The organism is Streptomyces sp. NPDC007907 (genome assembly GCF_042959365.1).
Lineage (GTDB): Bacteria > Actinomycetota > Actinomycetes > Streptomycetales > Streptomycetaceae > Streptomyces > Streptomyces indiaensis.
Genome location: NZ_JBIBKR010000002.1, coordinates 923,720 through 943,725, shown reverse-complemented (window position 1 = coordinate 943,725; position 20,006 = coordinate 923,720). Strand labels below are relative to the sequence as shown.

The window sequence follows — 20,006 nt, the reverse complement described above, 5'->3', positions numbered from 1 at the left end:
TCCGGCGGCCCAGGGCGCAGCCGCCGGCGTTCGACTGGTGTGACACGCGACTAGTTTTTCCGAGCCATGCCGGCGGCGATGAGGTGCTCCCAGACCGTGAGCTGCCGGCTTTCGCCGCCGTTCCACGGGCCGTCGGACTCGTCGGGACGCCACAGGGGCGCGGGGACGATCCCGGGGTCGAGGATTTCCAGGCCGTCCAGCAGGGAGGCGACCTCCGCGTCCGTACGCCACCGGCCGCGGCCGAACGTCTGCTGGAGCACCTTCTCGGCCTCCATGGTCTCCGGGTTGTTGCCGGAGCGGAAATGGCTGAGGAAGAAGTAGCTCCCGGACGGGACCTGGTCGCGCCAGTAGCGGACGATGCCGGCCGGGTCCTCGTCATCATTGACGTGGTGCAGGATCGCGCTGAGGATGACGGCGACGGGACGAGAGAAGTCGATGAGTTCGAGCGTGGCCGGGTGAGAGCGGCTACCTTCGGGGTTGCGCACGTCGACCGCGACGACGCGGGTCCGGTGGTTGTCCTCCAACAGGGCGCGGCCGTGGACCAACACCTGGTCGTCGATGTCGACGTAGAGGACCCGGGACTCGGGAGCGTGCCGTTGCGCGACTTGGTGGACGTTGTCCGCGGTCGGCAGGCCACTGCCCAGGTCGATGAACTGCCGGATGCCGGTGGTCTTCGCGATCTCCCTGACCGCCCGGGGGTCAGGGCCGCCCGGTTGGCGAAGGCGATGGCCACCGAACCAGGCAGGTCGCGCTTGAACACGTCACCGATCTCACGGTCCACGGCATAGTTGTCCTTGCCGCCGAGCAGGTAGTCGTAGACGCGGGCAATGCTGGGCCTGGCCGGGTCGATCGACGAGCCTTCGTAACTCATGGCGGCCATTCTTCCCGGCACCATCGCGTGTCCGCCCCCGTTTTGGAAACCCCAGCCACCTGGTCTGCGGCTACCACCCCCTTTGCGGGTCCTCCTGTCCCAGGCACATGAGCACGCTGAGAGGGGCCTCCCCTGCGCGAACACGATCCGGACCTGTGCGGGCCCGGACGTGGCGGAGCCCGCGGTGTCATCGGCGGGGGCGCGGGGCAGGGTGGCTGGTGCCACGGCTGCCGGGCACAGCAGCAGCTCTCACTACGTCCCGCCCGGAGTCGAGCCGATGCAGGCCTGCGTCAGATCACTCCGAGGAGACCGCTGCCGCGTGGACCGCTCGTGCCCCCGGACAGGCCCCATACCGCCCCAGTACTGGCGCTTTCCTCGGCGGCGCTGAGGAGGAGTCCTGGCTTGCCGTCCCCGTTGATGTCGCCGACGGCCACGCTGGTGCCGGACGTCAACTCGTTCTCACCGCCCCGCAGCACCGAGTGGTGGATGCAGACAGCGTCGCAGGCGGTGGACTGCCAGTCGCAGAGGCGTCGGCGTTCTTCCCGGACGAGAGCGACTCCTCGTTGTGCAACGGCGATGCACTCCCACTCTCCGCCCCACAGCACGGGCGTGGTCGCCGACCGGGCGGCTGCCCTTCCGCTACGTCGTCCGCTCCACGCCGGGCACGCGACGTGCCATCGGATGCGGAGGACGAACTCGCCCTCCGCACCAGTCTGATGCCGGGGAACCGGCGACGATGGGCGCTCCGACGCCTCGAACACATGTAGGCACTCGCTCTGCGCAACCACCGGACCCGGGTGCGTGTCCTGCACACCTGACAGCACCTGCTCGCCCTCGGCAAGCCCACGCACCTCCATCGGGGGCCATGCGGTGCTGTGGTCGGCGGAGCACTCGAAGGGACACTGGCCATGGACGACAGACGAGGACGTCCGCTCGGCAACGGCCGCACAGGAAGAACGGGTCCCAGAGCGGCCGGCCGATCCAAGCGCGCGTCCGGCAGGCTCGTACGCATCTACCGGCGCTACCACACATGGCGCGCTCCGTTCCCACTGTGGGCCCGGATCCTGTGCGACATCCTGTTCTGGGCTGGTAGTGCCGCCGCGGCCTACGTCGCGATCGGCAGCCTGTGCGGAGCCATCCTCATCGCAGTCCCGCTCCTCGGCTTCCTCGGACTCGCAGCGAGCAAGGAGCACGACGACGGCATCGACTGGAGCGACCACCGGATGGGAGGGCAACCCAAAAACCCCGGCCCCAAGCTCTAGCGTGCCGCAACGGCCGCTCCCACCACCGGCCCCACCTGCTCGTCATCTGGGTGCGGTGCGGACACCGGCGTCACCCCGGCGAGCCCCATGTACTCTCCGTCAGCCCAACAGGGTTGCCTGTCGGCACCATTCCGGAGTCGAGGACGCGTCGTGCGAGCGGTTCCAGAAGGTGAGCGAGGCGAGTGGTGCCGTCGGCGCCGAGCGTCCGCCACGGTGTGACCGCCGCCGCGTCCGTGTCCGCTTCCACCTGTTCGTGAGCGGCCGCCCCGGCCTTGGTGAGGCGGCCCTCCTCGTCGATCCATCCTCGTTCGCACAACGTCGCCTGCGCCGAACCCCACTCCTCGACACCCCATTGACGGATGCGTCGCTGGAATTCGGCGTCGGTCTCCCCCGTCGCGCTCTTGAGCACCAACGCCTCGACCGGCCCCAGACGACGGCCCACCAGCACGGCGACATGGCCGTCGCCACGGTGTTCGCGCAAGGTGGTCAGCGCCTGCCAGAGCCTGACATGCGGCTGGGCCGGGCGAGGCAGAGCTTGGTTGGCCGCGCCGAGCGCCCGTCCCGCCGTGTCTGCTGCGAGGGCGGCCTCCCAGGCGAGGTCAGCGGCCTCGGCCAGCTCGGCGGAGGCAACGACGTCCGGGCCGTAGAGACAGGTCATCGCGGCGCCCACGGCCCGCTCGCGCGCCTCGATCACCTGCTGCGGAGAGACGGCAGCCCAGGCGTCAGGCAGCGCGCTCGCCGCCCGGTCGGGGTGGAAGACGTAGAAGCAGCTGGTGACGACGGAGGCAGGAACAGGGCCGAGTGGCGCGGCGCGCAGGGCGAAGTAGCCCGTCCAGTAGCCGCGCAGTCCGAGATCCTCCGCGGCTTCGCGCACCTCTGGGGTGAAGTAGACCAGTTGGTGGACCGGTTCGAACCTCTCCCACATCGCCCGTGCGACGCTATCGGACACTCTCAGGCCCTCCCGGCTCGTCCTGCTTGACTGCGGCGAACGCCGAGAGGCAGCATCCATCATGACGGCCGTCATAACAACCCCTCGACTCGGCCTCGAGACCCGACGATTCCCGGGCACCGCCCGTGCCACGTCCGTCCGGCCGGCCCCGGCACCAGATCCGCAGTGGGTTCGCGGAGAGGCACTGAGGACCATCGGGAGGCACGATGGCGTCGACCGGGGCGCCATGAAGAGCTGGGGCGGTATCGCGTCGGCCCGCTCGGGCTGTTGCCTGATCAGGACCTGCCGGGAGGCGAATCGCCGCGCTCGCCGATGGGCATCGCCAGGGACCGGAGAAGGCCCCGGCTGGTTCGCGGGAGCCCAGCCTGGGCCGATCGGGAGCGGGCGCGAAGGGCGGTCACCTCGCGGCAGGGGCTCCATAAGACTTCAGCCGAATGATCGTCCTCATGAGCAAAGGGTGAGTCCCGGGGACGCAGAGCCCTTCACGCCCCCGTACGGATCACCGGTGAAGCACACTCGAGTATTTCCGTGGGAGCGGCTCATCCCTGGAGTCTCCGGACGCTCGTGTGAGCCGGGGCCGGTCACGGCGCCTGTCGCGCGGTTCCCGGCACGATCAGGTAATCAGGAACGGTGAACAGGAACGCGAACGACCCCTTCGTGCATGTCCGGGGCGCCAGTGAGAACAACCTGCGGAACATCGATGTCGACGTTCCACGGGACGCGATGGTCGCCTTCACCGGTGTCTCCGGTTCGGGCAAGTCCTCGCTCGCGTTCGGCACGATCTACGCGGAGGCCCAGCGGCGCTACTTCGAGTCCGTGGCACCGTACGCCCGAAGGCTGTTGCAACAGGTCGGCGCACCGCACGTGCAGGACATCACCGGACTGCCACCCGCCGTGGCCCTGCAGCAGCGACGCGGGGCGGCCAACTCGCGCTCGACGGTCGGCACCATCACCACGCTGTCCAATCTGCTGCGCATGCTGTACTCACGTGCCGGCACCTATCCGCCCCGGGCCGCACGACTGGAAGCCGAGTCGTTCTCACCCAACACCGCGGCCGGCGCCTGCCCGGAGTGCCACGGACTGGGCGTCGTGCACGACGTCGCCGAGGACCTGCTCGTCCCGGACCCCTCGCTGAGCATCCGCGAGGGGGCGATCGCCGCCTGGCCGGGCGCCTGGCAGGGCGCCAATCTGCGCAGTGTCGTGAACGGCCTGGGGATCGACATCGACCGACCGTGGCGCAGGCTCAGGAAGAAGGACCGGGACTGGCTGCTGTACACGGACGAGCAGCCCTCCGTGTACATCGAGCCGGAGGAGGACCGCGTCGATTACGGCTACCAGGGCAAGTTCTGGAGTGCCCGCAAGCATGTCATGCACGTCCTCGCCGACTCCAAGAGCGAGAAGATGCGCGAACGGGCGCTGCGGTTCGTCAGGAGTGTGCCCTGCCCCGTGTGTGGGGGCAGCGGACTGCGGCCCGAGGCGCTCGCCGTGACCTTCGCCGGACGTACCATCGCCGAGATCAACGCGATGCCGCTCACCGAGGTCGTGGCGCTGCTGCGGCCCGTCGCGGGGCGGTCCGAGGCCGACGCCACCACATCGACCGCCCGGTCCGGGGAGACGACCGAGGTCGCGGTCCGCATCTGCGGCGATCTGGTCGAGCGCGTCGACGTACTGCTCGATCTGGGCCTCGGCTATCTCAGCCTCGGGCGCCGCTCGACGACCCTGTCACCCGGCGAGGCGCAGCGCCTGCGGATCGCCACCCAGCTGCGCTCGGGGCTGTTCGGCGTCGTCTACGTCCTCGACGAGCCCTCCGCGGGCCTGCACCCGGCTGACGCGGAACCGCTGCTGGACGTGCTGGACCGCCTCAAGGCGGCGGGCAACTCGCTGTTCGTCGTGGAGCACGACATGGACGTCGTACGGCGGGCGGACTGGGTGGTCGACATCGGCCCCGGCGCGGGCGAGGGCGGCGGACGCGTGCTGTACAGCGGCCCGGTCGCCGGTCTTGAGCAGGTCGGGAAGTCGGCCACGAGCCAGTACCTGTTCGGGCGCGCCGAACAGGTCGATCACCACCCGCGCACACCGCACGGCTGGCTGCACCTGCGCGGCGTCTCCCGCCACAATCTGCGCGACGTGTCCGTCGACGTACCTCTCTGCGTGCTGACGGCGGTGACGGGGGTGTCAGGTTCCGGCAAATCGACGTTGGTGACGCAGGTGCTCGCCGAGGTCGTCCGCGGCCACCTCGGACTCGTGCCCGAGGAGCCCGACGAGGCACAGCTGGAGGTCGACGTCCAGGACGCGTCGGGAGTCGAGTCGTTCGACCGGCTCGTCCTGGTCGACCAGCGGCCAATCGGCCGGACTCCCCGGTCCAACCTGGCCACGTACACCGGCATGTTCGATGCGGTGCGCAAGCTGTACGCGGCGACGGACGAGGCCCGGGCGCGCGGCTACTCGGCCGGGCGGTTCTCCTTCAACGTGCCCGAAGGGCGGTGCGAGACCTGTCAGGGTGAAGGGTTCGTCGCGGTGGAACTGCTGTTCCTGCCCGGCACCTACGCGCCGTGCCCGACCTGCCGGGGCGCCCGGTACAACGCCGAAACGCTGGAAGTCACCTACCGCGGCAAGAACATCGCCGAAGTACTGGCGCTGTCCGTCGACGCCGCCGCCAAGTTCCTGTCCGCCGTCCCGGCCGCCTCCCGCAGTCTGGAGACGTTGCGCGAGGTGGGACTGGGATACCTGCGGCTGGGCCAGCCCGCAACGGAACTCAGCGGTGGCGAGGCGCAGCGCATCAAACTGGCCACCGAGCTGCAGCGAGCCCGTCGCGGGCACGCGCTCTACCTGCTCGACGAGCCGACGGCGGGGCTGCACCCCTCGGACATCGCGCTGCTGCTGCGACAGCTGCACCGGCTCGTCGACGCCGGCAACACGGTCGTCCTCGTCGAGCACGACTTGGACACCGTCGCCACCGCCGACTGGATCATCGACCTCGGGCCGGGCGGCGGTGACGCGGGCGGACAGGTGGTCGCGGCGGGCCCGCCGACCAAGGTGGCGAGGGCCCGCCGCAGCGCGACCGCGCCCTATCTCGCGGCCCGGCTCGCGCGCTCCTGACGACGGTGCCAGGAGCTGAGGACGGTCAGACGGGTCCGGCCTACCGCGAGTGCGGGCAACACGGGAAACGTCTGAACCATCGACCTGGTCCGCGTCGAGGGCACCGATCTGACCGGCTGACCGTACCGGCGGCGGCGCGCCGCCCTGGAAGGGCTCTTCGCGGCTCATGGCCTGGCCGCGCCGCTGACGCTGTGCCCGTCGACCATCGACCCGGCCGCCCCGGTGCAGTGGCTGGCCCGGACGGCGGCCCGGCTGGGGGGCGTGTTCAGCGGGGGGCGGGGAACACAGCGCAGGCTGGACGCGCACACCGCATCCGCTCAGAGATCGGCATGACTGGGGTGCCGCTCTTCGGCGAGTGACTCTTCATTCCCTTGGCCGCTTACTCGCCGATCACGGCTGCCTTGTCCAGGCCGGCGTCGCGCAGGGTGCGCAGTACCGTGCGCCGGGCCCCGTGCACGGTAGCTGTGCCGGAGTGCTCGGTTACGGCTCGCAGCAGGGCGTAGGCGCACGCCAGCTCGATCCGGGTCACTGCGTGCATGTCCAGCACCCAGCGCTCGACCTCCCGCAGGCGCGCATCAGCCAGGCATGCTTCCAAATCGCGCAGCAGCGGGACGCTGATATCCCCGGTCAGGGTCACTTCAGCCAGGTGGCCGTCGACCACGGTGATCTTCACGGGCGGCTGGACGGGGTGGAGTTCAGCTGTCACAACCGGCCTCCCACATGGTGCGGTGCGTCCCCTTCCAGTCTGCATCCGGGCCCGGAGCACGCTGGCCGGCGGGCGGACGGCTGAAGCGCACCTTCATCAAGGCGGACGGGGGCGGAGGAGAACCGCAAAGGTACGGGTGACGGCGCTCGGACAGGTGTATACCGATCATGGTTGAGCACCGTGCAGGGCGGGCGTTCGGGACGACAGGCCTCAGCACTCGCGATCTCGTGAAGGGAAGCACACGGGTGATGCAGGGTTTCAGACGATGGCTGGCCGATTCCACCTGGAGGACGACTGGGCAGGGCCGGACCAGGCCCTTTCGTTTGGACCTTCCGGTCGTTTATCCGGCGGTTGCGGATGTGGGCCGTGAACGGCAGGTGGGAGCAGGTGTTCACCACGCCGGTGGCTCAGGCGGATGCCGACGAGTACCTTCAACTGCAGCCCGCCGCGAGAGCGTCCGATGGCGTGGTTTCCCGGCTCACCGGCGGGGCCTCTTTACGGGCCCACTGCGGGCCAGGCCGGCGAAGCGCCCGCTTTCACTGCGGTGATGGCCCGCTTGGCCCCGCCGAACCCGGCAAACCCGCTCCCCGAGGGTGCCAGTACGTGACCGGGTGACGGTGCGGGTCACAGCCGGGGCTTGGTCTCCCAGCGGGGGCCCATGTCGGGGGTGTCGGCTCCCTCCAGTTCCGTCACCAGGCGGTGCACCCGCGTCAGATCGTGCAGCAGCGCCCGCGTCTCGTTCGGCGGCATGTCCGCCCGCCGGGCGATGTCGTCCAGGAGCACGGCATCGCCGTCGTGCGCCGCCTGCGCCGCCGACACCGCTTCGAACACCCGCTCGTGCTCCTGGGTGTACTCCTGGCGCTCGCCGTCGACGAACGTCCGTTCCGCGCCCGCCGCCGCCGGGTCCTTGATCCGCTCCTCGGCGAGATCGCCGGGGCGCCACTGCTGCTTGCCGCGGTGCTGCGCCGCCCCCCAGCGGTGATCGACACCCAAGGCAGGGTGTCCCTGCTCTCCGTCCCGGTCGGCCCGCCGCTCGGCACCGGCCTCGGCGGATACCAGTCGCACACCCGCCCTCTGGACCCGTCCCAGACGCTGGTGCTGTTCACCGACGGCCTCATCGAACGACGCGACGAAGACATCGACCAGTCCCTGCACCGGCTCACCGAGCTCACCTTCGCCTCGGCCTCGAGTCCGGAGCAGGTCCTCGATCGCCTGCTCGCCGGACTCGGCGCCGATCGTGCCGAAGACGATGTCGCCGTCCTCGCGGCCCGGGTTCAGGCTCGTAGTGACGACGCCGGTGAAACGCAGGCACCACATCGGCGCCTGCCTGGACCATGATCGCCATCGGGTTCGCGGCCGCTCCGGCGTCTTCGGCTTCGCCATCACCCAGTACTACGACCGCAAGGGACTCCACCACCTGGTCGCCGAGAGTCTGAGTGTCGCGCACGCCGCTGCTGTCGCCGAATTCAGAAAGTGCTTACACGGTCTTCAAGGGTTCCTTGAAGGACTTGCGGAATACCGGCCCGGCAAAGGGAATGATCGGAGACAGCATTTTTGCCTTGAAGGAACTGGGATGCCGTTCGAGTTCGACGTCGACGCGGGTGCCGTCGTCCGTGGGAGTCATCTGGAAGTTCCACCCGCCAGAACCGAAGGGCGTCGAGTCGTGCGTGGTGACGGTGACTCTGTTCTGTGAGGGATCCCATTCATAGCGTGCGTGCTCCCACGACTTGTCGTTCCCCTCAGTGACCTCGGCCCAGGTCTCGCCCCTTTCATGGACCTGGAAGTGCTCGGCGTCAATGGAGGGCCACTGTTCGACTCGCGAAGGGCTGAAGTTGGTCAGTACCCCCATCACCTCGGAGGGGCTCAACGAGGAGTTCACGTGGAAATGCAGAGAGGGCATGTTCTGCTCCTGGGTGCTAAAAGGCGGAAGCGGCGAGGCTCCGGACTCACCTCCCAGCATGCGCTCCGGGCTGCCCCTGCGCATCGCCATGTCCCTCCCCCAGCGAGCGTTCTCACACGGCGACGAGAACGGCGCGGACCGGGGCGTGCTGTATGCGGCGGTCAGGCGCTGGGTGAGTGCCTGGATGGCCTCTTCCTCGCGTTGGTCGGCCGCTACCTTGCTCGCCCGGACCTGGAGGGTCGGCTCAGCCGTCACCGGCACGCTCGGGCGCGAGCACCACGCCGAAATGACCATTGCACGGCGGGGGCGGTGCATCGTCGTGATCCGGTCGTCCCTGGTGGGCCTGGAGGGCGACGCTGACCAAGGTCATGAGCAGATCGATGTCCGAGTCGCACTCCAGGCTGAGGGTCGCCCAGTGCGACCCCGGCACGAGCCGGATGGCGCTCGAGTGGCTCAGGTGACTCTCGAAATGCTGGATCATCCTGGTGGAGAGGTGCAGGTCGACAAGTCGGCCGGAGTGGAAGTGCGCGATCTCCGCTGTGGCTGAGCGCAGTGCACGGCCAGTGCCGCAGCTGGACCGGGCCTCCGTGAGGTCCGGCCAGGCCGCGAGCTGCGCCAGGGCACGAGAGGCCGTGGTCATGACTTCATCTTGCTGCGCTCGGCGGCTGTCCCTCAAGGCTTGAAGGAGACGCAAGCGGACACCTCCGCGGCCGCGACCACGACGCTGACGAGGTCCGCTCTGACACCAGGCGAGCGGACCGCCGCGGTCTCCCGTGCAGGCCGCGCTGACCTCCGGCGTCGCAGGGCGGGCAGCCTTAGACGCTGCCGGCGACCTGCTGTGCTGGGCGTCGGATGAACACCTTGCGTCTCCGCAGACCCCGCCTGCGGAGCGGCGCATCCCCGTACGCGGAGCGAGGTGGAAGGCTTGGGGCATGGCTGTTCGACCATGGCTGGATTTCCGGCGTCCTTGGCGGCCGGGTCACTCACCCGCGCTGGTCTTGCTCCCGCTGGGGCTGATCGTCACAGTCTGTGTGGTGGATGTGCTGTCACCGCCGCACATCCACCTCGGGCCCCTGCTCGTGGCGGCACCCGCCATCACCGTGGCATTCTCCGGCGCCGGTGTGACCGCGCTGATGGGAGCTCTGGCGGTAGCGGCCCAGGTCCTGATCGGCGTACTCAGAGGAGTCCTGCCCACCGCCAACATCCAAGCCCAGATCATCGCCCTGGTCGTCGTCTCCACCGCCTGTGTCGCCGTCTGCGTGGTGCGGGACCGGCGGGAGCAGCAGTTGCAACGGGTGCGGTCGGTGGCCATGGCAGCGCAAAGTGTCCTGCTGCAGCCCCTGCCCGCTCGCGCCGGCCCGTTGCGGATCGCCGGCCTGTACCTGCCCGCCGAGGAAGAAGCCGACCTGGGCGGAGACCTGTACGCGGCCGCCCGGACCGACCACCACAGCACCCGGCTCCTGATCGGCGACGTACGCGGCAACGGCCTGGCCGCGATCAACAACTCCGCCCTGTTGCTCGGCGCCTTCCGCGCAGCCGCTCACCGGCAGGCCACGCTGCCCCGTCTCGCCGTCCACCTGGACGGCGCGTTCCGATGGGACACGAGCCAGTGGCGGTCACAGGCGGAGCAGGACACCAGCGAGGACTTCGCCACCGCCGTACTGCTCGACATCCCCGACCACGATCCGGTCGTCCACCTCATCAGCTGCGGCCACCCACCACCGCTCCTCCTGCGCGGAAACCACCTCACCCCACTCACGCCCGAGGCCAGCCATCTCCCGATCGGGTTCGGCGGCCCCTTCGGCATCACCGCCTACGACGTCCAGACGTTCTCCTTCCAGGCCGGCGACTTGCTGCTCCTCTACACCGACGGCGTCACCGAAGCCCGCAACACCGACGGACTCTTCTACCCCCTTGCCGAACGAGCGCCCAAGTGGACCAAGGACGACCCCGACGAACTCCTGCACCATCTCCAGGACGACCTGCTGGTCCACATCCACGGACACCTCAACGACGACGCCGCCGTAGTCGCAATCCGCCGCCTGGCAGTCTGAGACCCACCTGGTTCGAGCACGACGCTCACGAGCCTGTGCGCGGCCCTGTTGCGACACCGCCGTCGAGTGAGGCCGTCACGGTGGGGCACGGGACCGCAGCGCACACGGGCATCGGTCGCGGTCGGCGGCGGCTCACCCTCTCCGACTGACGGCGCCGGTGCGGAGTCGGTCGAGCAGCCAGAAGGTGAGGGCGGTGCCGGTGCCGTAGGCGACGTGCGCGCCAAGATCCCAGGCCACGATCTTCTTGTCGTATTGCCAGATCGGCTTGTAGAGCCCTGCGATCGGCAAGGCGACGTAATCACCGGCGAACACCACAGCGCCGAAAGGCACGCCATATACAGGGGAGGGCCTGGGCAGTGATCCGGCCACGATGCCGTAGGCCCCGCCCGCAAGTGATCCGTAGGCCCAGTGAGCGATGGTGCTCGTGAGCCAGGCTGAGTCGTCAGGAAGCCGACGCTGCGTGAAGCCCTCGATAAGCCGCTTCGCCACCAGCCCCGGATCCGGAGCCTTCTCCCAGCTTTCCACCGGAGCGAATTCCCAGGCCAGCGGGCTGTTCGTCGCGCCTGCCCGACGGTACTTCACGTAATGGACGGCATCCAGACACACCGTTCCCACTGCCCCGGCCAGCAGGCCGGCCGCCACCGCCGCGAGTGGAGTCAGCGGCTTCCTTCGGGAGCGCATCACGCAATCTCCTCATCGGTCAGGGCCGGAAAGGTCGATGTTCCTCAGCATCTGGGCCGGGCGCTGAGGCATGCGGCCCGCATCGAGTATCCGGCGGCCGGGAAACGTCCGCGAGCGCACGCACGTCCGGTCCGTCCTTCGAAGGAGAAACCGCTACGACTGCTACGACGCTGTCCCGTGTGTCGCCGCGTCGCTGCGCCGAACAGCATGCCGGCGCCACACCGGTGACCGCGGCGGCCCGGTCAGCATCCGCTCTGTGCGGGGCAGCCGGCCGGGCCGGTCCGGCTCTTCGGCGGCAGCTGGGCATGCCGCAGTAAGCGCAGCGTCCGTCACGTCTTGAGGACAACCTTTTCGCAGTGGTCCTTCTTGTTCTTGAACAGGTCGTAGCCGGTCGGTGCCTCGGTCAGGGGCAGCCGGTGGGTGATGATCCGGGTGGGGTCGATCGTGCCCTGCTCGATCATGCCCAGCAGGGGTTGCATGTACCTCTGCACGTGGCACTGGCCGGTTCGCAGGGTCAGTGACCTGTTCATCCAGGCACCCGCCGGGAACTTGTCGATCATCCCGCCGTAGACGCCGATGACCGAGACCACGCCGCCGCTCCGGCAGGACATGATGGCCTGGCGCAGGGCATGCGGCCGGTCGGTCTCGGAGCGGACCGCCTGCTTGGCACGGTCGTAGAGCTGAACGTGGGAGGCGCCGTGCGTGGCCTCCATGCCGACCGCGTCGATGCACTTGTCGGGGCCACGGCCGCCGGTGAGTTCGAGCAGAGCGGACCGTACGTCGGTGTCCTCGAAGTTGATGGTGGTGTAGCCCTGGGCGGCGGCCATGTCGAGGCGGTAGGTTTCCTTGTCGATGGCGATGACCTTTTCCGCGCCCAGGACCCGGGCGCTGTCCATGGCGAACTGGCCGACCGGCCCGGCACCCCAGACGGCGACGACATCACCGTGCTTGATGTCGCACATGTCAGCGCCCATGTAGCCGGTCGGCAGGATGTCGGACAGGAAGAGCACCTGCTCGTCGGTCAGATCCGATTCGATCTTGAAGGCGTTGGCGTCGGCGAGTACCACCCGCGCGTACTCGGCCTGGCCGCCGGCGAAGCCGCCGGTGAGATGTGAGTACCCGTAGATGCCGCAGGTGGGATGACCGAACATCTTCTCCGAGATGCCGGCGTTGGGGTTGCTGTTCTCACAGCACGAGTACAGTTCCGCGCGGCAGGACGCACAGGCGCCGCAGGCGATGGGGAAGGGCACCACGACCCGGTCGCCGACGCGCAGTTTGCCGTCGCTGATACCCCGGCCGACCTCGACGACCTCTCCCATGAACTCGTGGCCCAGGATGTCGCCCTTCTCCATCGTCGGCACGTAGCCGTCGACCAGATGGAGGTCGGAGCCGCAGATCGCCGTCGAGGTGATTTTCACGATGACGTCGCGGCTGTTCAGGATCGAGGGGTCGGGGACGTCCTGCACCTCGACCGAGTTGCGTCCCGTCCAGCAGTTGGCCTTCATGCCAGGGCCTCCTTCAGTTCGTCCTCGGTCAGCGGCCGGGCCGGGTGCTGCGGGAACTCGCCCCGGGCCCGCTTGCCGCCGGGCGCACCCTCGGAGCGGACGACCTCACCGGTTTCCGCGATCTGCTTGAAGCGGCGAAGGTCGTCGTCCAGCTGCTGGTGCGGCTCCTCGCCGAAGTAGCGCGCCGCCGCCTTGCCCAGCGCTCCGCCGGGCAGCTCGTAGCGCAGGGACACCCGTATCTCCGTGCCCTGGCCGCCGGGGGCCGGCACGAAACGGGCTTCGCCGGAGTTGTCGACGTCGGCACCGTCCACCGACCGCCACGCGATCAGCTGGCCGGGGACGTCCTGGGTGATCTCGGCGTCCCATTCGACTGTCTTGCCGAACGGTGCGCTGGCTTGCCAGTGACTGGTGCGCGGGCCGGTCACGTGCACCTCGTCCAGGTGCACCATGAACTCCGGCAGTCGTTCCAAGTCCTTCCAGAGGGTGTACGTCTCGTCCGGCGACCGGGTGACGGTGGTGGCCGCGGTCAGTTCCATGGGGGTGCTCCTACGAGTGCGGGTCACGGCCGCGTAAACGTCCGTGGCGGTGATGGCGGTGACCGCGGCCGTCGCAGCGACGGTGCGTCCGAGGCCGCGACCGTCGTGGTTCCTCAAGGCCCGGGCGAGCATCGTCAGGTCCATGAGGTCGCCACCGACGCGGCCCCAGAGCCAGACGGGATGCGGCCGTCCCAGCAGCCCGGTGGCCGCCGCCAGTTCGCGCACACCGACGGCGGTCGTGGCCGATCGGTGCCGGGGGGCGTCGCCCACGCCCAGGGCCCGCGCGAAGCCCGCCGGGGCGACGACCTGGGGCACTCCCAGGAATGCACTGGCCCAGCCGAGACCACGTACGAGCGGATCGTGCCGCAGGCGGGAGGTGGAGCGGGTGTCTGTTGTCATCAGTGGCTCCTCACGTGCGGTGAGGTGAAGGGAAGGCGAGCCGCTTCAGGTGCGAAGCGCCCACGGCGGACGACGCCGGAGTATCCGCATGCTCCGCGGCCAATCCACATCTGCTCTTCGCAGTCCCGGCGCGGCCGTTCGGTTGCCGGGACTGTGTGGGCGCGCCTCGCGGGCAAGCGTCAACGGCCGATCCCACCGCCCGTCTTACAGGGCCGGAAGGGCTCGGCCTCTCCAGTGCTCACGCCCGGGGCCGGGCGGCGGAATCCCGCCGCCCGTAACGCAATGCCGGACACGGCCGACCGCCGTTGCCCGGCGTTGTGGGAGGTTCAGGCGAGGAAGGCCCGTCCGGCCCCTGCCGTAACCGGGGCCGGCCGCCGGTCGTCCCCGCCCGCCCGGTGCTGGAGCGGCTGACGACCCTGGTCTCCTTACTGCTTGTGGCCGTTGCCGTGTCCGTTGGGATGCAGGACCACCTTGGTCCAGCCCTCGTCACGGGCGTCGAAGTGCTCGTAGGCGGTGGGGGCCTCGTCCAGGCCGAGCTCGTGGGAGACGATGAAGCTCGGCTTCGCCTTCCCGCCGGCGATCAGGTCCCGCAGAGCCCGGTTGTACTTCTTCACCGGCGCCTGTCCGGTCCCCATGCGCTGGCCCTTGAACCACATCATGCCGAAGTCGATCGGCACCTTGCCCTGTGCCTCCAGCTCGCCCTGGGCCTCTTCGCCTCCGGGGTCCTGGGGCAGGAAGACGCCCACCACGCCGATGTCGCCCGTGAACCTCACCGAGTCGATCAGGCCGTTGAGCGTGAGGCTGGCGTCCTCGTGTCCCTCGGGGTCGTGTGCCTGGTAGCCGACGCACTCACACCCGTTGTCGGCGCCCAGACCGAGGGTGGCTTCCTTGACGACCTCCGCCGGATCCTGCTCGGCGGTGTTGATCGGGATGGCCCCGATCTCCTCCGCCTTGCGCAGCCGGTCGGGCTGGTGGTCGGCCACCCAGACGCGGCCGGCGCCCTTGAGCACGGCGGAGTAGGCCGCCATCAGCCCGACGGGACCGGCCCCGAAGATGATCGTCTGGTCGCCTGGCTTGACGTTGGCCATCTCCGTGGCGTGATAGCCGGTGGGGAAGATGTCGGCGAGCATCACGTAGTCCGTCTGCCGCTCGGCGGCGTCCTCGCCCAGGCGCAGCGCGTTGAAGTCGCCGTAGGGCACGCGCAGCAGTTCCGCCTGGCCGCCCTGGTAGGGGCCCATGTCTGCGAATCCGTAGGCGGCTCCGGCGAGGGCCGGTTCCGGCTGCATGGTCAGGCAGTAGTTGGTCAGCCCCCGCTCGCACTGCTTGCAGAAGCCGCAGGCGATGTTGAAGGGCAGAACGACATACTCGCCGACCTGGACCTTGCGCACGGCCGAGCCGACCTCCACGACCTGGCCCATGTTCTCGTGTCCCAGCGTGCGGCCGGACTCGAACGAGGTGCGGCCCTCGTACATGTGCAGGTCCGAACCGCAGATGTTGGTGGTGGTGATCTTGACGATGATGTCGCAGGGGTGCTCGATCTTCGCGTCCGGTACGTCCTTCACCGTGACCGTTCGCGGGCCTTCGTATACCGCTGCTTTCATGGTGACTTCTCTCGGTGCCGCGGCACGACCGCGGCACGGCGGTGAGAGAGACGGCACCCGAGGCCAGAACCCCGGAAGTTGCGGATGACGGGGTCTGTGCCTTCGGTACGCCTCTGCGGGCCGTTCACCCGAATCAGGTGGACGGTGGAGCCGCCGTCGGCGCACCAGGCGGAGCTTCGGCGCTCCGGCGGCGTGCTGCGCGGGTCCCCGTCGGTGTCCGGCACGAAACCGCCATATACCGAATGATCAACGGATTCCTCGCATCAGCTGCCGGCTCGGCGAACCGGCTCGTCCTGGTCGTTGTCCAGCATGCGGCGGCGTTCCTGTTCACGCTTGGAATAGGCGGCCGCCCGGACCGCCTCGTCGCACTCCAGGCCTGATCCCAGCGCACCGCCCACGGTGGCGACCGAAGCGACGAACCAGGCCGGCGTCCAGTACTCCGCGGCGTTCAGCGGGGTGCGTGTCGGCGAACACCTGGCCGTTGAGGATGAAGAGCGCCCACACCAAGTTGATGACCAGCAACCCCTCATAGCAGACGGGCACCCCGATGCCCACTGTGACGACCGTCGACGTGTTGTAGAGAGCTGCCCGCTTCCTCGCTTCCGGCGAGGTATCCGCCGATCGATGCCACAGGCGCGCGTCCACAATCAGCCAGCCGATCATGAGTGCGACGGAACCGACCATGGCGAGCCGGTTGGCCCGGACCATACCGCCGAGCACCCTCAGGTAACCGCGCGGACCGCTGATGACATACCGGAGATCCGCGGCCTCGTCGTCGCCGACCGGGGCCCGGTGCACAGGCGCAAGACGACTGGCGAAGCCTTTCAGCGACCGACGGTGGCCTCCCTCGGCCTCAGCGGCCTGCGCTCCCGCCAGGCTGAGCACGGCCTCTTCGACCGTCCGCCGGGCCCGTCTGCGAAAGTGCAGAGCACCCAGCGAGGGGAGGGACAGGAGCGCCATGCCGTGTTCATGACCCAGATCCACGACGAGCTTGCGCCCCCTGAGTGCAACGGAAGGTCGGTGAGCGCTACGACGATGTCCCAATCCTCCGAACGCCCGCGGTCCGAGATCCGGCGTGTCAACGTGGACAGGTCCTCGGTCCCGGCGGTGAAGGGCTCACTCACCACCTCGACGTCGAACCGCCGCTCCCGACCGAACTCGTCCGCGAGCCGAGCGGGAGGTCCCGGGCTATGCGCAGCACGACTTCTGTCGGCGCGTCCGGGTCCGCCAGGAGAGCCACGACCGTGACGCTTTGCGACGACTCACCCATGACGGCCTCTTCTCGTCGGCTACTCCGGCGTTCAGCAGTGCCCAGCGGTCTGCTGCCCGGCCGAGACGAGGACCGGCAATGCCTGCACTGGTCGATGCGGTCCCGGCAACGGCAGGAACTGGGCGAGATCCATGTTGCCGGCCGTGCCTCCATCTTCTTGCCCCTGGGCCCGAGCGGCCCTGGAAACGCAGGCTGACAGCCGTGCCGGTGGTGATGTTGTCGAGGCGCCCCGGTCGACGGGTACGGCACCGGCCGACGGGGCCGTCCGTGCCGGATCGTTCCCGCCCCGGCCTCACCTGAGGGATCCGGTCGCCAACTTCCCCGGGATCGCCCATGAGACAAGGACCTCTCGGCCGCGGGAGGGACTTGCTGCGTGCATGGCGCGGATGGTGTTCCGCTCGGCGTCAGAGCCAGTGGCGCAGAACCAGGCTTGGTGCGCGGCGGATGAGCCAGGCGCCGGTCAGGCCGATGGCGGCGCCGACGGCCACGTCGCTCGGATAGTGGGCGCCGCTCTGCACGCGTTCGACTGCCACCATCGCGGCCGGTACCGCACACACGGCACCGGCCAGCGGCCAGGCCGGGGCGACGGCGGCTGTGAAGGCGACCGCCGCGGCGGTGTGCCCCGAGGGGAAGGATGAGGAGTCGGGACGGTCCTCGGTCTCGTCGTGCGGGAACCACTCCTTGGGCGGCCGGGGACGGTCGGCCAACTGCTTGCACACCCCGTTGGACGCCAACTGCGCCAGGGCAACAGCGGCCAGGCCCGCGGCGGCGGCCTTGCGGCCCCGCCAGCCGCCCAGGGAGGCCATCACCGCGGCCGCCCCGCACCACAGCTTGGTGCCCTCCGCCGTCTCCTCCGCAGCCGACAGCACCCGGTGGACGCAGGGCGAGGCGTTGGCAGCCAGCCACTTGGTCAGCCGCCGGTCGGTCTCACGCATCAGAGCCAGCACACTCATGGCCTGTGGGGTATCCAGCCCGTCACCGGCCATGCCAGGCGCTCAGGTCCCGTCGACTGCCGACGCCCCCGTCGGCAGGTCGACGGCATCGCCGGCATCGGCGTGGTCAGTTGTGGTCCGGGCTGCGCCGGTCGTCTCTGTCGACGAGGTGCCCCGCAAGGCACAGGCTCGTGCCTCGCGAGGACGGATCAGCGCTGCGCGGCGCCCCTGCCCGAAGTGCCCTTACGGATGGCCGGAGAGAGTTGGGTCGCGTGCTCGGAGGTCACCGTGCTGGGCTGCGTGCCGGGAGGGTGAACCAGGTGGTCTTGCCGTGGTCGGTGGGGCGTACGCCCCAGCTGTGGGCGAGGGCGTCGACGAGGAGGAGGCCGCGGCCGGATTCGTCGTCGGGAGCGGCCAGGCGGGGCTGGGGCAGATGGGGGCTGTGGTCGCTGATCTCGACGGTGAGCTCGGTGGCGGTGCGGCGCAGGTGGAGCCCGAGGGGGCCCTGGGCGTGCTGCACGGCGTTGGTGAGGACTTCGGAGACCAGGAGGCGGGCGTCGTCGGCGAGGTGGGCGCAGTTCCACGCGGTGAGGGTCTTGGTGAGGAAGCTGCGTCCGTCGCCGACGGAGGAGGCGTGGGCGGGCAGGTCGGTGGTGGCGGTGGCCAGCGGGGCGGCGGGAAGCTGGGCAAGGAGCAGGGTGACGTCGTCGTCGTGGTTGTCGGTACCGGGCAGCAGGGCGGCCAGGACACGGTCGGCGACGGCCTCCAGGGCGTCGGTGCCGGTGAAGGCGGTCCCGAGGGCACGGGTGAGGTCGGCGAGGCGGTGTTCGATGTCGCTGCCGGGGGTTTCGATCAGGCCGTCGGTGTAGAGGACGAGCGTGGCCCCGGGGGGCACGGCGGTGCGGGTCTGCTGGTGGAGGATGCCGCCGACGCCGAGCGGCGCGCTGATGGGTGCTTCGACTACCCGCACTTCCCCCGAGTCGGCGAGGAGGGCGGGCAAGTGGCCGGCCGAGCAGACGGTGATCTCGCCGGTGTCGGGGGCGAGGATCAGGTAGCAGCAGGTCACTAGTTGGTCGGGCAGGTCGAGGTCGGCGACGACGGCGTCGAGGGCCTGCATCAGCTGGCGGGGTTCCATGCCGGTTTTGGCCAGGGCATGGGCGGCGGCCCGCAGCTGGCCCATGACCGCGGCCGCGTCCAGGCCGCGCCCCATCACGTCGCCAATGAGGATGCCGACCCGGCCCGCGCCCAGGGGGATGAGGTCGAACCAGTCGCCGCCCACCCCGGCGCCCTGGGTGGCGGGCAGGTAGCGGTGGGCGGCGGCGAGGCCGGGGATGGCCGGCGGGGTGCCCATGAGACTGCGCTGCAGGGTGAGGGCGATGTGCCGCTGCTGCTCGTACAGGGCGTGGAGTTCGGCCTCGGCCCGCTTGCGGTCGCTGATGTCGCGCACGATGGCGCACGCGCCCCGGACCGTGCCGTCGGCGGCGCGCGTGGGCCACAGGGTGACGTCGACGTCGAGCAGTTGCCCGCCGCGGGTGACGCGGAGCGTCTCGAAGTGCTCGATCTTCTCGCCGCGGGCCAGTCGTTCCAGCAGCGCGGTGATCTCGTGGGTGCGGTCGGGCAGGGCGAGCAGCGCCACGTGGCGGCCGATCGCCTCCTCGGCGCTGTAGCCGTACAGGCGTTGGGCGGCGGCGTTCCAGTAGGTGATGTGCCCGTCGAGGGTCTTGGCGAGGATCGCGTCCTGAGAGGACTCGACGAGCGCGGCGAGCTGGTTGATGTGCTGTTCGGCGGCTTTGCGGTCGCTGACGTCGCGGACGGCCGCGGAGACAAGGAGGCCGTCGGCGGTCTCCAGCGGGCTGAGGCTGATCTCCACGGGGAACTCGGTACCGTCCTTGCGCAACCCGTGCAGCTCCAGCCCGGCCCCCATCGGCCGCACCTGCCGGCTCGCGGCGTACGCCTCCCGGTGCCGGGAGTGCTGAGGGCGGAACCGCCCAGGGATCAGCAACTCCACCGACTGACCCAGCAGTTCCGCGCGCCCGTACCCGAACAGCGACTCCGTCTGCGCGTTGACCAACCGGATCAGGCCCGCATCGTCCACGATCACCATCGCGTCCGGCGCCGCCTCCAACAGCCCCCGGAACCGCTCCTCGGCGGCTTTGCGGTCGCTGACGTCGCGGACGGCCGCGGAGACAAGGAGGCCGTCGGCGGTCTCCAGCGGGCTGAGGCTGATCTCCACGGGGAACT

16 protein-coding genes and 2 pseudogenes are annotated in these 20,006 nt (G+C 69.7%); 4 read left to right on the top strand and 14 right to left on the bottom strand.

What is annotated here, in order from left to right:
- Positions 1–50 precede the first annotated feature (50 nt).
- Together ACFZDI_RS10440 and ACFZDI_RS10435 are read right to left on the bottom strand one after the other, a co-directional pair.
- Positions 51–880 (bottom strand): annotated as a pseudogene (locus ACFZDI_RS10440) (SAM-dependent methyltransferase).
- 281 nt (positions 881–1,161) lie between these two features.
- Positions 1,162–1,476, bottom strand: a complete 315-nt coding sequence (locus ACFZDI_RS10435) for an FG-GAP repeat protein (RefSeq protein WP_391249233.1) — start codon at positions 1,474–1,476, stop codon at positions 1,162–1,164.
- 303 nt (positions 1,477–1,779) lie between these two features.
- On the opposite strand from ACFZDI_RS10435, the gene ACFZDI_RS10430 reads away from it, so the two are divergent.
- A complete protein-coding gene (locus ACFZDI_RS10430; protein ID WP_391249231.1) occupies positions 1,780–2,133 on the top strand; it encodes a hypothetical protein in 354 nt (117 codons plus the stop codon).
- A gap of 70 nt (positions 2,134–2,203) precedes the next feature.
- Here ACFZDI_RS10430 and ACFZDI_RS10425 read toward each other — a convergent pair whose 3' ends face one another.
- Positions 2,204–3,082 (bottom strand): hypothetical protein, encoded by an 879-nt coding sequence (locus ACFZDI_RS10425; protein WP_391249229.1) that lies wholly within the window; start codon positions 3,080–3,082, stop codon positions 2,204–2,206.
- A 630-nt stretch (positions 3,083–3,712) separates the two neighbouring features.
- Between ACFZDI_RS10425 and uvrA the strand changes: the two genes are divergently transcribed.
- Entirely contained in the window at positions 3,713–6,181 is a 2,469-nt protein-coding gene (gene uvrA / locus ACFZDI_RS10420; RefSeq protein WP_391249227.1) for an excinuclease ABC subunit UvrA, read from the top strand.
- Positions 6,182–6,560: 379 nt separating this feature from the next.
- Here uvrA and ACFZDI_RS10415 read toward each other — a convergent pair whose 3' ends face one another.
- Positions 6,561–6,887 (bottom strand): STAS domain-containing protein, encoded by a 327-nt coding sequence (locus tag ACFZDI_RS10415; RefSeq protein WP_391249225.1) that lies wholly within the window; start codon positions 6,885–6,887, stop codon positions 6,561–6,563.
- 624 nt (positions 6,888–7,511) lie between these two features.
- Positions 7,512–7,880, bottom strand: coding sequence for a hypothetical protein (locus tag ACFZDI_RS10410; protein ID WP_391249223.1), 369 nt, complete (start codon positions 7,878–7,880; stop codon positions 7,512–7,514).
- Between the two features lie 6 nt (positions 7,881–7,886).
- Here ACFZDI_RS10410 and ACFZDI_RS10405 point away from each other — a divergent pair, with 6 nt between their 5' ends.
- Complete coding sequence (locus ACFZDI_RS10405) at positions 7,887–8,225, top strand: SpoIIE family protein phosphatase (protein ID WP_391249221.1); 339 nt, start codon at positions 7,887–7,889, stop codon at positions 8,223–8,225.
- Positions 8,226–8,364: 139 nt separating this feature from the next.
- On the opposite strand, the gene ACFZDI_RS10400 is transcribed toward ACFZDI_RS10405, so the two are convergent.
- Complete coding sequence (locus tag ACFZDI_RS10400; protein WP_391249219.1) at positions 8,365–9,048, bottom strand: hypothetical protein; 684 nt, start codon at positions 9,046–9,048, stop codon at positions 8,365–8,367.
- Positions 9,032–9,427, bottom strand: a complete 396-nt coding sequence (locus ACFZDI_RS10395; protein ID WP_391249217.1) for a luciferase family protein — start codon at positions 9,425–9,427, stop codon at positions 9,032–9,034. Before ACFZDI_RS10395 ends, ACFZDI_RS10400 begins: the two co-directional genes overlap by 17 nt.
- A gap of 292 nt (positions 9,428–9,719) precedes the next feature.
- On the opposite strand from ACFZDI_RS10395, the gene ACFZDI_RS10390 reads away from it, so the two are divergent.
- Entirely contained in the window at positions 9,720–10,841 is a 1,122-nt protein-coding gene (locus ACFZDI_RS10390; protein ID WP_391249214.1) for a SpoIIE family protein phosphatase, read from the top strand.
- A 132-nt stretch (positions 10,842–10,973) separates the two neighbouring features.
- Here ACFZDI_RS10390 and ACFZDI_RS10385 read toward each other — a convergent pair whose 3' ends face one another.
- The 7 genes and pseudogenes from ACFZDI_RS10385 to ACFZDI_RS10355 form a co-directional block, all read right to left on the bottom strand.
- Entirely contained in the window at positions 10,974–11,525 is a 552-nt protein-coding gene (locus tag ACFZDI_RS10385; protein ID WP_391249212.1) for a hypothetical protein, read from the bottom strand.
- Between the two features lie 326 nt (positions 11,526–11,851).
- Positions 11,852–13,027, bottom strand: a complete 1,176-nt coding sequence (locus tag ACFZDI_RS10380) for a zinc-dependent alcohol dehydrogenase (protein ID WP_234750167.1) — start codon at positions 13,025–13,027, stop codon at positions 11,852–11,854.
- Positions 13,024–13,962 carry an SRPBCC family protein gene (locus tag ACFZDI_RS10375; RefSeq protein ID WP_391249209.1) on the bottom strand — a complete coding sequence of 313 codons (939 nt, stop codon included), beginning with the start codon at positions 13,960–13,962 and terminating at the stop codon, positions 13,024–13,026. Before ACFZDI_RS10375 ends, ACFZDI_RS10380 begins: the two co-directional genes overlap by 4 nt.
- Before the next feature lie 425 nt (positions 13,963–14,387).
- On the bottom strand, positions 14,388–15,563 hold the full coding sequence (locus ACFZDI_RS10370; RefSeq protein ID WP_391249207.1) for an alcohol dehydrogenase catalytic domain-containing protein: 1,176 nt from the start codon (positions 15,561–15,563) through the stop codon (positions 14,388–14,390).
- 263 nt (positions 15,564–15,826) lie between these two features.
- Positions 15,827–16,833 (bottom strand): annotated as a pseudogene (locus tag ACFZDI_RS10365) (hypothetical protein).
- A gap of 404 nt (positions 16,834–17,237) precedes the next feature.
- Positions 17,238–17,786 (bottom strand): phosphatase PAP2 family protein, encoded by a 549-nt coding sequence (locus ACFZDI_RS10360; RefSeq protein WP_234750163.1) that lies wholly within the window; start codon positions 17,784–17,786, stop codon positions 17,238–17,240.
- Positions 17,787–18,048: 262 nt separating this feature from the next.
- Positions 18,049–19,890, bottom strand: a complete 1,842-nt coding sequence (locus ACFZDI_RS10355) for a PAS domain S-box protein (protein ID WP_391249546.1) — start codon at positions 19,888–19,890, stop codon at positions 18,049–18,051.
- Between the last annotated feature and the right edge of the window lie 116 nt (positions 19,891–20,006).